This is a genomic window from Deltaproteobacteria bacterium IMCC39524, assembly GCA_029667085.1.
In the GTDB taxonomy this organism is placed as follows: domain Bacteria; phylum Desulfobacterota; class Desulfuromonadia; order Desulfuromonadales; family BM103; genus M0040.
In genome coordinates, this window is record JARUHJ010000001.1 from 438,454 (window position 1) to 451,512 (window position 13,059).

The 13,059-nt window shown below is 50.4% G+C and carries 15 protein-coding genes, 2 tRNA genes and 1 pseudogene; all 18 read left to right on the top strand.

All coding sequences use genetic code 11. The features are described 5' to 3' along the window. Positions 1-13: 13 nt before the first annotated feature. Positions 14-787 (top strand): annotated as a pseudogene (locus tag P9J64_02040) (4Fe-4S binding protein). Positions 788-864: 77 nt separating this feature from the next. Next, positions 865-987 (top strand): hypothetical protein, encoded by a 123-nt coding sequence (locus tag P9J64_02045; protein MDG5467100.1) that lies wholly within the window; start codon positions 865-867, stop codon positions 985-987. Beyond that, positions 980-1,558 carry an HD domain-containing protein gene (locus P9J64_02050; GenBank protein MDG5467101.1) on the top strand — a complete coding sequence of 193 codons (579 nt, stop codon included), beginning with the start codon at positions 980-982 and terminating at the stop codon, positions 1,556-1,558. Before P9J64_02045 ends, P9J64_02050 begins: the two co-directional genes overlap by 8 nt. After that, positions 1,522-1,938, top strand: coding sequence for a thioesterase family protein (locus P9J64_02055; protein MDG5467102.1), 417 nt, complete (start codon positions 1,522-1,524; stop codon positions 1,936-1,938). The genes P9J64_02050 and P9J64_02055 overlap by 37 nt, the downstream gene beginning before the upstream one ends. 134 nt (positions 1,939-2,072) lie before the next feature. Further along, a tRNA-Val gene (locus P9J64_02060) sits at positions 2,073-2,147 on the top strand. A gap of 205 nt (positions 2,148-2,352) precedes the next feature. After that, positions 2,353-2,427: transfer RNA gene (locus P9J64_02065), tRNA-Val, on the top strand. Positions 2,428-2,502: 75 nt separating this feature from the next. After that, a complete protein-coding gene (gene thrS / locus P9J64_02070; protein MDG5467103.1) occupies positions 2,503-4,419 on the top strand; it encodes a threonine--tRNA ligase in 1,917 nt (638 codons plus the stop codon). Positions 4,420-4,429: 10 nt separating this feature from the next. Further along, the gene (gene infC, locus P9J64_02075) at positions 4,430-4,945 is read left to right on the top strand and encodes a translation initiation factor IF-3 (GenBank protein MDG5467104.1); all 516 of its coding nucleotides are present in this window, start codon (positions 4,430-4,432) and stop codon (positions 4,943-4,945) included. Positions 4,946-4,996: 51 nt separating this feature from the next. Then, complete coding sequence (rpmI, locus tag P9J64_02080) at positions 4,997-5,194, top strand: 50S ribosomal protein L35 (protein ID MDG5467105.1); 198 nt, start codon at positions 4,997-4,999, stop codon at positions 5,192-5,194. A gap of 107 nt (positions 5,195-5,301) precedes the next feature. Further along, on the top strand, positions 5,302-5,658 hold the full coding sequence (gene rplT, locus P9J64_02085; GenBank protein ID MDG5467106.1) for a 50S ribosomal protein L20: 357 nt from the start codon (positions 5,302-5,304) through the stop codon (positions 5,656-5,658). Between the two features lie 98 nt (positions 5,659-5,756). Further along, a complete protein-coding gene (gene pheS / locus P9J64_02090; GenBank protein MDG5467107.1) occupies positions 5,757-6,773 on the top strand; it encodes a phenylalanine--tRNA ligase subunit alpha in 1,017 nt (338 codons plus the stop codon). A 104-nt stretch (positions 6,774-6,877) separates the two neighbouring features. Continuing rightward, positions 6,878-9,280, top strand: a complete 2,403-nt coding sequence (gene pheT / locus P9J64_02095; protein MDG5467108.1) for a phenylalanine--tRNA ligase subunit beta — start codon at positions 6,878-6,880, stop codon at positions 9,278-9,280. Positions 9,281-9,362: 82 nt separating this feature from the next. Continuing rightward, entirely contained in the window at positions 9,363-9,644 is a 282-nt protein-coding gene (locus P9J64_02100) for an integration host factor subunit alpha (protein ID MDG5467109.1), read from the top strand. 39 nt (positions 9,645-9,683) lie between these two features. Beyond that, positions 9,684-10,121, top strand: a complete 438-nt coding sequence (locus tag P9J64_02105) for a MerR family transcriptional regulator (protein ID MDG5467110.1) — start codon at positions 9,684-9,686, stop codon at positions 10,119-10,121. A gap of 41 nt (positions 10,122-10,162) precedes the next feature. After that, positions 10,163-10,942, top strand: coding sequence for a 5'/3'-nucleotidase SurE (surE, locus tag P9J64_02110; protein ID MDG5467111.1), 780 nt, complete (start codon positions 10,163-10,165; stop codon positions 10,940-10,942). Between the two features lie 26 nt (positions 10,943-10,968). Beyond that, a complete protein-coding gene (locus P9J64_02115; protein ID MDG5467112.1) occupies positions 10,969-11,592 on the top strand; it encodes a protein-L-isoaspartate(D-aspartate) O-methyltransferase in 624 nt (207 codons plus the stop codon). 5 nt (positions 11,593-11,597) lie between these two features. Continuing rightward, a complete protein-coding gene (locus tag P9J64_02120; protein ID MDG5467113.1) occupies positions 11,598-12,191 on the top strand; it encodes a DedA family protein in 594 nt (197 codons plus the stop codon). Positions 12,192-12,230: 39 nt separating this feature from the next. After that, the gene (locus P9J64_02125) at positions 12,231-13,031 is read left to right on the top strand and encodes a peptidoglycan DD-metalloendopeptidase family protein (protein ID MDG5467114.1); all 801 of its coding nucleotides are present in this window, start codon (positions 12,231-12,233) and stop codon (positions 13,029-13,031) included. Positions 13,032-13,059 lie beyond the last annotated feature (28 nt).

The window sequence follows — 13,059 nt, forward strand, 5'->3', positions numbered from 1 at the left end:
AGGAGATAAACCGATGATTCGTAAAATGGTCAAGATTGACGAAGAAAAATGCAACGGTTGCGGTGATTGCGTACCCGCTTGTGCCGAAGGTGCTATCCAGATTATTGACGGCAAGGCCAAGCTGCTTGCTGATAACCTCTGTGATGGACTCGGTGCCTGCCTCGGTGACTGTCCGATGGATGCCATTACCATCGAAGAGCGTGAAGCCGATGAGTATGATGAAGTCGCAGTCAATGATCATTTGAAGGATATTGGCCGTGAACCGCTTTCTCATAATGAAGAGCCGGCAGCGCCTGCGAGTGGCTGCCCTTCAGCGACCGTCAAAAGCTTTTCACCACCCGCTGGCGGTGGTTGCCCCTCGGCGCGCGCGATGAACTTTGATAAAGCTCCCGCGGAAGAGAGTGCCGATGTCGGATCGCGACCTTCACGTCTGGCGCAATGGCCTGTTCAACTGCATCTGGTGCCCCCGACGGCTCCTTTTTTTTAGGGTGCTGATGTTGTTCTTGCTGCCGACTGTGCACCTTTTGCCTACGCTGACTTCCAGGAAGACCTTCTCAAGGGTAAGGCCCTGGCGATTGCCTGCCCGAAGCTCGATGACACGTCTCCTTATGTTGACAAGCTCACAGCGATGATTACAGAGAGCAACATCAAGAGTCTGACTGTGGTTCATATGGAAGTTCCATGTTGTAACGGTTTGGTCATGATGGCCAAGCAGGCTCTTGCGAACAGTGGTCGCGATATTCCTTTCGAAACGGTTTGCATCAGTATCCGTGGTGATAAAAAATAATTCAGTGACTGTCCCCCACAGGAGTGTGTTTGCTTTCGCAGTGAAGATTCGTTCCCGTGCCACTGCAGACTGAAATTATGAGCTTTTTGAAAGAACCGCCGATGTCAACCGGCGGTTCTTTTCGTCTGGACATTCTCATGTCCGGTCGATACTCTTTTGGCGATTCCATTGCTCCGATGAAAGGGGGCCTGAGTGTTTAACCTTATTGTTAAAGTCAGCACGGAAGAGGACACCTTCCTGGAGAGCGTTCGTGCTGCTATGGAAGAGTACTTCGGTGATGACCAACGACGCATTGATCATGCCTTGCAGGTCTCTCTCTATGCGCGAGAACTCTTGTCTTATATCGATGCGGATCCGGTGCAAACGCTGGCCGCCGCCTACTTGCATGATATCGGTATCCCTGAAGCTGAACGTGTCCACGGCTCCAGTGCCGGCAATTTTCAAGAGATAGAAGGCCCACCAATCGCAGCAGAAATCCTTGCGAAGTTAAACACTGAAGATGTTCTTGCAAGCTCAATTGTAAAGATCGTTGGAAATCATCATACCTCTGGTGCGATCGACTCCACGGAGTTCCGTATTATCTGGGATGCCGATGCCCTGGTTAACTTCGCCTCTGTTCTGCCAGGCAAAAGTGAAGCTCAGATAGAATCCGTATTGCAAGGACACATGGTCACCGAGGCCGGATACCGCATGGCCCGTAATATCTTTTTGAAAGACACGGAGAGTCATAAACAATGCCTGACCGGACACCGACCCACGATTTTACCCTGACCGTACGTTATGCCGAAACGGATGCACAGGGCGTTGTTCACCACGCCAATTATCTGACCTGGTTCGAAGAAGGTCGCTCGGAATTTCTGCGTCAGCAAGGTTGTTTTTATAGCGACATGGAGCGGGACGGCTTTTTCGTTGTCGTTGCCAAGGCGACAGTCGAATACCGTTCACCATCTTTCTATGAAGACCGCATCACTATTGCCACGACATTGCAGAGAGGGAGAGGGAGGCTGCTCGAATTCTCATATAAGGCGACGAATCAGGACGGTGTCCTTGTCGCCGAAGGGCAAACCCGGCATCTGGTCCTCGATGCTGAGCGTCGCATGGTGTCCATTCCTGACAAATATCAGAAACTCATAAACAGGATTGAGAAATAGTGCCGTTCGGGTGGTGAGGGCAGAATCGTAAAGTGAGCTGTAAGCTTTTTCGCGGCTTGTGTTCTCCATTGACTCTCTGTGCTGATCCTGCTATAAAAATTCTCCGTTTCAGGCGGTGTTAATAGACAAATAATGCAGGTATAGCTCAGTGGGAGAGCATCCGCCTCACACGCGGAGGGCCGTTGGTTCAATCCCAACTACCTGCACCATTTAAATGGCTTGCGCATTTTTTAGCGCAAGCCATTTTTTTGAAGTTTCTGCCCTGCGCATGACCGGCCATAAACGGAGAATTATATAATATTGTCCAGGCAGGATTGCGGACCTCTGTTATATTTAACAAACACTGGAAATTACGCTGAAAAGTGCTTGACAGGGCGTGTCTCCTTTGTTAAATGTATGCAGCATTTTGAGTGAAGACGCGTAGCTCAGTGGGAGAGCACTACACTGACACTGTAGGGGTCCGCGGTTCAATCCCGCGCGCGTCTACCAAAATCGCTCAAGGCAGGCAGAGGCATCCATGGATGCCTCTTTTCGTTAGTGCAAAGCGACCAGAAGGAAATCAAGATGTCGATGCTGAACGTAACATTGCCAGACGGAGCTGTTAAGGAAGTCGCTGCCGGAACAACGCCGCTTGACGTCGCCCGTTCCATTGGTGAGGGCCTTGCGCGCCAGACCGTTGCTGCTTTTCTTGGTGACACTCTGGTCGACGTGACAACTTCTATCGATACCGACGTTGATTTACGTCTGGTGACCCTAAATACCCCCGAGGGTCTTGAGATCTATCGTCATTCGACTGCCCACTTGATGGCCCATGCGGTTAAGGAGCTTTACGGTCATGATGTTCAGGTGACCATCGGTCCCGCGATTGAGTCGGGCTTCTATTACGATTTCTTCAGTGATAAGCATACCTTCAGTCCCGAAGAATTTGATGCGATCGAGCAGAAGATGAAGGATTTGGCCAAAGCCAACCTGCCTATCGAACGCCAGGTCGTTAAAAGCTCCGAGGCGATCTCACTGTTCCGTGAGATGGGCGAGGACTACAAGGTTGAGCTGATTGAAGACCTCGACGTGGAGGAAGTCACCCTTTATCGTCAAGGCACCTTTGTTGACCTGTGTCGTGGCCCCCATATCCCTACAACGGGCATGCTTAAGGTCTTTAAGCTAACCAGCGTTGCTGGTGCTTACTGGCGTGGCGATGAAAAGAACGCTATGCTACAGCGCATTTACGCGACAGCGTTTACCGATAAAAAAGAACTCAAGCAGTACCTGCATCGTATCGAAGAGGCCAAGAAACGTGATCATCGCAAACTTGGTCGTGATCTCGATCTCTTCTCTTTCAGCGAAGAAGCTGGCGCGGGTCTGGTGATCTGGCACCCCAAGGGTGCTATGTTGAGAACCTTGATTGAAGACTTTGAAAAGCGTGAGCATGTAAAACGTGGCTACGATATCGTCATGGGTCCGCAGATCCTGCGTACCGAGCTCTGGCAAACCTCGGGGCATTTCGATAACTACCGCGAGAATATGTATTTCACAGAGATTGATGAGCAGAGTTATGGCATCAAGCCGATGAACTGTCTCGCTCATATGTTGATCTACAAGTCCAAGAGACGCTCTTATCGTGATCTTCCCTTGCGTTACTTCGAGTTGGGAACAGTTCATCGCCACGAGAAGAGTGGTGTCCTGCACGGTCTGCTGCGTGTCCGCGGATTCACCCAGGACGATGCTCATATCCTCTGCATGCCCGAGCAGCTCGATGCTGAGATAAAAGACGTCTTGAGCTTTGTCCAGTATGTCATGGGAATCTTCGGTTTCGAATATGAGTTGGAAATCTCAACGCGCCCTGAAAAAGCCATCGGCTCCGACGAAGATTGGGAGCGCGCAACCAAGGCTTTGCAGAGTGCTCTTGATGACACCGGCCTGCCTTATGAGATCAACGAAGGCGACGGCGCTTTCTATGGTCCGAAGATCGATATCAAGCTGAAGGACGCTCTTGACAGGAAGTGGCAGTGTGCTACAATCCAGTGCGATTTCACCCTCCCTGAGAGGTTTGACCTCAACTATGTCGGGAGTGACGGCGAGAAACATCGGCCGGTCATGGTCCACCGGGTTATCCTGGGGGCCATTGAACGTTTTATTGGCGTGTTGATTGAGCACTACGCGGGCAACTTCCCTCTCTGGATTTCTCCGGTTCAGGTAAAAGTTCTCAACGTGACCGATAGTCAGGCCGATTATGTCAATAAGGTCTGTGAAGAACTGCGTGAGCAGGGTGTTCGCGTACAGGCTGATTTACGTAATGAAAAGCTGGGATTCAAGATTCGCGAAGCCCAGATGGAAAAAGTTCCATATATGTTGGTCATCGGCGATCAGGAAGTAGCCGCCGGTACCGTTACCGCTCGTCACCGTTCCGGCGAAAACCTGGAACCTATGACGCCAGCGGACTTTGTGCAATTCATTCAAGAAGAATGTCGACAGTTTCACTAGGAGGTGCGTCATAAGTAAGGACACAACAAATATCAACCAGGCAATTCGTGCCAGCGAAGTTCGCGTTATTGATGACGAGAACAACCAGCTGGGGGTTATGGACCTAAACTCTGCTTTACAAGCTGCAGAAGAACAAGGCCTTGACCTGGTTGAAGTCTCGCCGACCGCAAAGCCCCCTGTTTGCCGGATTATGGATTATGGCAAATATAAGTATCAGCAGAGCAAACGTGCTGCTGAGGCAAAGAAAAAGCAGGTCAGGGTTGAGCTCAAGGAAGTCAAGCTGCGTCCCAAAACTGATGATCATGATTACCAGTTTAAGGTGAGAAACGCTATGCGCTTCCTTGGCGAAGGTAATAAAGTCAAGGTTACGATCATGTTCCGTGGCCGGGAAGTGACACATCCTGAGTTCGGTCGTCGCATCCTCGAAAGAGTCGCTATAGATTGTAAGGAGCTTGGGCAGGTTGAAAGCAGACCGAATATGTCCGGACGCTTCATGAGCATGGTGATCAGCCCGATTAAGAAATAAAGATAACGGCTTAAGGTCGTTACAGAATCAAAATATATAAGGAGAAACGTAATGCCTAAGATTAAGACCAATCGCGGAGCAGCCAAACGCTTCCGTAAGACTGGAACCGGCAAGATCCGGCGCAACAAGGCGTTTACCAGTCACATTCTGACCAAGAAATCGACTAAGCGTAAGCGTGATCTGCGTCAGTCGACCCTGGTTGACAAGTGCGACGCCAAGAACATCCGCTGCCTGATCCCTTACCTGTAAGGGACTTGCAGTATCCACACAACTCGTGAACTGTGGGGCTTAATATCTCCCCCTGCAGATCCGGGTGGCGGCAATGACCGCTTTACTGACTTACAAGGAGAAAAGCAATGGCAAGAGTAAAAAGAGGCTTTAAAGCCAGACGTAGACGTAACAAGGTATTAAAGCTTGCAAAAGGCTATCGTGGCGCCCGCAGCAAATTGTTCCGGAGTGCAACCGAAGCCGTCGATCGCGCACTTAATTATGCATATCGTGACCGCCGTGTTCGCAAGCGTGATTTCAGGGCCCTCTGGATTGCCCGGATCAACGCTGCATCACGTGACAATGGCCTTTCTTACAGCCGCTTGATTCACGGCTTGAAGCAGGCGCAGATCGATATCGATCGCAAAATCCTTGCCCAGCTCGCCGTCACTGACCCAACCGGTTTTGGCTCTATCGTAGAGAAAGCCAAGGCCCAGCTTCAGTAACTGCCGAACGCTAAAGAGATGGGGCTTACCCCATCTCTTTTTTTTTAGTTACGACCTGGCTTTCAGTCAGGTCGTAGTATTCTCTGGTCTGGAATATTATGAAAGATAAACTGAATAAGATCGAAGAGGCCGCTTTGCTGGCAGCGAATGAAGCTGTTGGTGAAGTTGAATTGCAGCAGGTTCGCGCTCGTTACCTGGGTAAGAAAGGTGAGATCACTGCTGTCATGAAGGGTATGGGGCAACTTTCTCCTGAGGAGCGTCCGCTGATTGGTGGTCTTGCCAACGAAGTGAAGAGCCGTCTTGAGGAAGCTTTTGCTCTGAGACAAGAGTCTCTGCGTCAGGAATTGATGCAACAGAAACTTGCCAACGAACGTCTCGATGTGACACTCCCTGGTCGCGTTCAGAGAACTGGCTTCAAGCATCCGATCACTCAAGTGACAGAAGAAGTTGTTGGAATTTTTACAGCCCTGGGTTTCGGTGTTGCCGAGGGCCCGGAAATCGAAAAAGACTTCTATAACTTCGAAGCTCTGAATATTCCAAAGGATCACCCGGCTCGTGATATGCAAGACACCTTCTACATCTCGGAAGATGTTGTTTTGCGTACGCATACATCTCCTGTTCAGATTCGCACTATGCTGGATCACGAGCCGCCTGTACGCGTGGTTGCTCCGGGCACTGTCTATCGACGTGACTCAGATATCACTCATAGTCCGATGTTCCACCAGATTGAAGGGTTCCTGGTTGATCGCAAAGTGACCTTTGGTGACCTGAAGGGGGTTCTGACGACCTTTATCACTGAGTTTTTTGGTGAGAATGTTGCCGTTCGTTTTCGTCCCTCTTTTTTTCCTTTCACAGAACCTAGCGCCGAAGTCGATATCCAGTGTGTGATCTGCGGCGGCAGTGGTTGTCGTGTCTGTAGCAACTCCGGCTGGCTTGAAATTCTGGGCAGCGGGATGATTGATCCTGAGGTCTTCAAATCAGTTAACTATGATCCTGAGTTGTATAGTGGCTTTGCCTTCGGTATGGGCATAGAGCGTCTCGCCATGCTTAAGTACGGCGTCAATGATTTGCGTCTCTTCTTTGAAAACGATATGAGGTTTTTGAGGCAATTCTAAGGATGGGCACTGGTTGTCGGGGACTAGTTCTTGGCAGCTTAACCATAACTTTTTTAGTTTACGTTTAGCTTGTTACCGATTTTGTTTAATAAAGGACTTTAGGTATGAAGGTCACCTTGAACTGGCTCAAGGAATACGTTGATTTCGATTTTAGTGCTGACGATCTTTCCCATCGGTTGACCATGACTGGTCTCGAGGTTGACGCCATGGAGCGTTTGGGAGAAGGGTTGGACACAGTCATTGTCGCCCGCCTTGCAGATGTGCAGCAACACCCTGACGCTGATCGACTGACCGTCTGCAAAGTTGATACAGGCAGCGCTACACAACAGGTAGTTTGTGGAGCCAAAAATCACAAAACCGGTGATCTGATTGCCCTGGCGCAGGTCGGTACGGTCCTGCCGGGAAACTTCAAGATCAAAAAGTCAAAGATCCGCGGCCAAGAGTCCTTCGGCATGCTCTGCTCAATGAGCGAACTGGGTCTGTCGGAAGAATCCGATGGCATCATGATCTTGCCTTCAGACCTTGATTTGGGTCGTCCGGTATTCGAACAGTTGGGTCTCAAGGATGTCATGTATGAGATCGGTTTGACTCCGAATCGATCAGACTGTTTGAGCGTTGTTGGTGTCGCACGTGAGGTTGCCGCTATGGCGGACGCTTCGTTGCGTCTTCCTGAGCCTGTCATTCTCGAGAATGACACCTTGGCTGCCGAGAAAACTTCAGTCTCTCTTGAAGACCCCAACCTGTGCCCACGTTACGCCGCGCGCCTGATCGAAAATGTAAAGATCGGCCCGTCACCGGAGTGGCTCGTAGGTCGTCTCGAGGCTGTTGGCTTGAGATCAATTAACAACGTCGTTGATGTGACCAACTTTGTCATGATGGAATTGGGCCAGCCATTGCACGCATTCGATTTCAACCTCCTGCGTGAACAGCGGATCGTGGTGCGTCGAGCAGAGCAGGGGGCTGAATTCACAACCCTCGATGGTCAGGTTCGCACTCTGTTGGCATCAGACCTGGTGATCTGTGACGGTGAAGGCCCTATTGCCCTTGCAGGCGTTATGGGTGGTGGCAATTCTGAAGTTAGTTCCGAGACAACAGACATTCTGCTGGAAAGCGCATACTTCAATCCGGTGACCATCCGTCGTACCAGTAAGCGGCTGGGCCTGCATACTGATGCTTCTCATCGTTTTGAACGTGGTACTGATGTCGACATGGTGCCTCTGGCTCTAGATCGTGCTACTGCATTGATTGCAGAGCTGGCGTCAGGGCAGGTCGCCAAAGGTGTTGTTGATGAGTACCCTTCCGCTTTGCCACGCCGTACCGTGACGGTCAGTGCATCAAAAGCCAGCCAGATCCTCGGTCTCGAGGTCGATGCTGACGATATGTGTCATAAGCTTACTTCAATAGGCCTCAATTGTGATCTTCATGACGGAGCCGTTAAGGTAGAAATTCCTAACTTCCGTCCCGACCTCGAGCGGGAGATTGACCTTGTTGAAGAGGTCGCACGCCTGATTGGTTATGACCAGATTCCTGTAACCATGCCAGTCAGCACCCTGACTTGCCAGCAACTCCCCGAACATCTGAGCAGTGAAAGACAAGTTAGAGAATTACTGATTGAATTAGGATACTCAGAGATTATCAACTATTCATTCTATAACGCTAGCTGTCTTGACAAGCTGAGAATTGACGAAAACGATTCGCGCCGACAGAACGTTAATATCCTCAATCCTCTCACGGAAGAGCAGGGGGTGATGAGAACCAGTCTGGTGCCGAGCCTTCTGGAAACTGCATCACGTAACCTGGCCTATCGTAGCGAAGATCTGGCACTTTTTGAGTTGCGGCCGGTATTTCAACCGGTTAAAGACTCCGAGATGGCTCGTGAAAGCCTTCGCCTCTCAGCTTTCCTCTGTGGCCGCCGTGAACCCCAGGGGTGGGCGCAGTCTTCAGATGAAGCCGATTTCTTCGATATGAAGGGCGTTGTCGAGCAGCTGTTAAGCAATCTCGGCGTCAGGGACGTATGCTGGCAGGTTGAACATGATGAAGCTTTTTACCATCCTGGCAAGTCCTGTGCGATTTATCAGGGTGAGCGTTTGCTCGGAACTCTGGGTGAGTTGCACCCTGAAGTGATTCGTAATTTTGATCTTGCTCCGTCATCAATCCTCTGTGATATCGATATCGAAGCGCTCTTTAAAATTGGTGACAAGACGATTAAGTTCCAGCCTCTCTCACGCTTCCCGGATGTCCAGCGAGACTCGGCTTTCCTGGTAGATATTGATGTGGCTGCACAGCAGGTTTTCTCGATTCTTAACCGTGTCAAAATCAAGGATCTGGAGAGTATTGAACTTTTTGATGTCTACTGTGGCGAGGGGCTTCCTGAAGGCAAGAAGAGTCTGGCGATCCGCGCCTGCTATCGCGCAATGGACCGAACTCTTACCGATGAATTAATACAGAATCTTCATGGAAAGCTGATTAAGGCCATGGAAAAGGAGCTCGGAGCCGAGCTTCGTTAAAAAATCAGTTGCTTAGAGTTCTCTTGCTGTGATATAAAAACCTGAAAATTCGGGTAGATATCAAATTGGGAGGTTGATATATATGACTAAGGCGGATCTTGTCGAAAATGTGTATCTCAAGACCGGTTTCTCTAAAAAAGAATCCGCAGAGATCGTCGAAATGGTTTTTGATATTATGAAAACCACTCTCGAAGACGGTGATAAAATCAAAATTGCCGGTTTCGGGAATTTCGTTGTAAAAGACAAAGCGACACGCCGTGGTCGTAACCCCCAGACTGGCGACGAGATTGAAATTTCCTCGCGTCGGATTCTGACCTTTAAGCCGAGCCAGGTTCTTAAAGCAGCTATCAACGACTCGGAGTAGTAAAGCTGGCCCGCTCCGCCATCTCCAGGAGTTCGGCGCATGGATTTTCAGATTCCTGAAAAGCTCTATTATAAAATCGGTGAAGTTGCCAAGTTCACCGGTATTAAAACTCATGTCCTGCGCTATTGGGAGACAGAGTTTAAAGCCATCCGTCCTAACAAGAGCCGCAGTAACCAGCGACTCTATCGCAAGCAGGATGTTGAACTGATCCTGCGCCTTAAAGACCTTCTCTACAATCAGGGCTTCACTATTGCTGGCGCTCGCAAGAAATTACGCGAGAAGCCAGCGGCAAAAGTTGCCGAAACTGCAGTTGAGGCTCCTGCTGCGCCTGTTCAAGTTGAAACCAAACAGCAAGTCCCTGCTGAAGCCTCTGATCAGCTTGCATTGCCTTTGTCAGGGTCTTACGATCCAATGCTTCTTAAGGAGATCCGCCAGGATCTTCTGCGCCTCAAGAAAAGCCTGGAAGCAAATCCTTGAGTCGTTACAGCCCTTTATTAACTCTCTTCTTGTCATAACTCGTGCTGATTTTACTAACAAATGATGATGGCATCCATTCAGCCGGTTTGCAGGCTCTCGCCGATGAAATGCAATCTCTGGGCAGGGTTGTCGTTGTTGCCCCTGACCGGGAGAGAAGCGCCGTTGGTCACGCCTTAACACTTCATTCTCCCTTGCGCGCCGAAGAAATTCAAACTGATCGCTGGGCCGTCAGTGGCACACCAACAGATGCCGTCAATCTTGGCATTCATGGTTTGCTCAAGGAAAAGCCTGCGCTGGTGGTTTCGGGCATTAATAAAGGGGCCAACATGGGTGACGATCTGACCTATTCAGGAACAGTTGCGGCCGCAATGGAGGCTACCCTGATGGGGGTTCCTGCGATTGCTATCTCATTGGCTTCGAAAGAGTTTTCCTACGACAATTTCAGATCTGCAGCCGCTGTCGCCAGACAGATGGCGGAGACTGTCCTGGAGCATGGCCTGCCTGCAGACACCTTCATTAATGTCAATGTTCCCGATTCGGCTCCTCAGGGAATTCGCTTAACGCGTCAAGGTAAGCGGGTTTATGGAGATGCCGTTGTACAGAATCGCGACCCGAGAGGGCGGACCTACTACTGGATCGGTGCTGGAGAACTTAGTTTTCAGGATCTGGAGGGGACTGATTTTCATGCTGTTCAGAACGGCTATGTTTCTGTGACACCTCTGCACCTCGATTTGACCAACTATGCTGCTATGGAAAGGCTCCGTCAGTGGCGTTTGGAAGAGACTCTGTCGACGGCCGATAAGCCGGGAGATAATTCGTGAAGGATTATACGATCTCTCGCCGCAGAATGGTTGAGGAGCAGGTTATCGCCCGCGGCGTCACAGACCCGCGCGTTATTGATGCCATGCTCAAGGTCCCCCGCCATAAATTTGTCGAAGAAGCTCTTGCCGGCAAGGCATACCAGGACGCACCCCTGCCAATCGGAGAGAAGCAAACGATCTCACAGCCTTACATGGTTGCGGTCATGAGTGAAGCTTTGATGCTTGATGGTTCTGAAAGGGTCCTGGAGGTTGGCACCGGGTCTGGTTATCAGGCAGCGGTTCTGGCCCTGCTCGCTGACCGTGTCTTCTCCCTCGAACGCATCCCCTTACTGGCTCGACGCGCCCGTAAGGTATTGGATGAAAACGGCTTCAGTAAGGTGAATATCCGCCTTGCCGATGGCACCGTTGGATGGCAGGGTATGGGCCCATTTGATGGCATTATCGTCACGGCGGGCGCCCCAAAAGTCCCACAGGAGTACCTGGACCAGTTGTCGCTTGGCGGTCGCTTGATCATACCGGTCGGTGATCGTGAAAGTCAGATTTTAATGCGAATTACCCGCGTCGGGGAAGCTGAGTACAAAGAAGAAAAGATGCTTGGCTGCCGGTTTGTCCCCCTGATCGGAAATCAGGGCTGGAAGCAGGAGAAGTAATTAGAATGCGCATGATACGTAAGCTCTACGATTGGGTGTTGCATTGGGCCGATACCCCCTATGGCGGTCCGGCTCTTTTTTTGCTGGCGCTGATCGAGTCCTCAGTGTTTCCGGTCCCTCCAGATGTCTTGCTGATCGCCCTTTGTATTGCCTTGCCTTCCCGTGCCTGGCGTTTTGCGCTTCTGGCTTCGGCTGGGTCAGTGCTCGGTGGCCTGATAGGTTATGGCATAGGGTGGGGCGCCTGGCCACTGGTTAACAGCTTCTTTTTTGACTACATCCCCGGCTTCACGCCTCACGTCTTTGCCAAGGTGCAGTCCCTGTTTGAGGCCTATGGTTTCTGGGTTGTCTTTACCGCCGGTTTCACACCGATCCCCTATAAGGTGATTACGATTGGTTCCGGTGTCTTCCAGATCAACCTGGTCATCTTCCTGATCGCTTCGCTGATCAGTCGCAGCTTACGCTTTTTCCTGGTCGCATGGTTGCTGCATCGCTACGGCCCGGGAATGCGTGATTTTATCGATCGCTACTTCAACCTGCTCAGCATCATTTTCCTGATTCTGCTGTTTGGCGGATTCCTGCTATTGAAATATGTTCTCTGATGTAAGAAACTGACTCTTGTGAACTGCTTTATATAAAGCATGCTGTTGGCAAGAACCCTGGGGACCAATGCTCTGATGTCACGAACGGCCCTAAATAGTCTGATCCTGATACTTTGCTGCGCAGTGCTTTTTGCCTGTGCTCCGACTGGTATCTATCACACTGTTCAACCAGGGCAGACGCTTTACCGGATTGCTCGAACTTACAAGGTTGAAGAGAGTAAACTGGCCAGTATTAATAACATCAAGGACCCCAAGCAACTTAAAGCCAGCCAGAGAATCTTTATTCCCGGAGCCACCCGGAAGTTACATGTTCCGAGCACATCGGTCACGAGCAAAAAATCAACGTCGGGTCCGTCCCGCGAGTCGACTACAACAGCCAAGGCTCAGGCGAAACCTTCTACGGTTAAAACAGCGCCGCGCAAAACGACAACCACCGCAAAAAAATCTGTTACCACAAGCAAACCTGCCAAGGGGATCTTTGTCTGGCCAGCTAAAGGCAAGGTCCTGAACAAGTTCGGCAAGCAGGGCCAGAAAGTTTACAAAGGTATAGAAATAAATCTGAAGAAAGGCTCTACTGTCACAGCCGCAGCCTCGGGCAAGGTCATCTATAGCGGCAATGCGATTCCTGGTTATGGCAACCTTGTCATCCTTGAGCATTCTGACAGTTTTTTCAGTATTTATGGTTACAACCATAAGAATTTGGTTGAGATGGATGATTTTGTCGGCCAGGGCGAAAAGATCGCCCTGAGTGGTTTGCCTCCAAGCGGGCAAAGTGCCCGTCTTCATTTCGAAATCCGCAAGGGGAAGTCGGCTGTAAATCCAATTTTATACTTGCCTTAGGCGGAGTGCTCACTTAGACTCATTAACC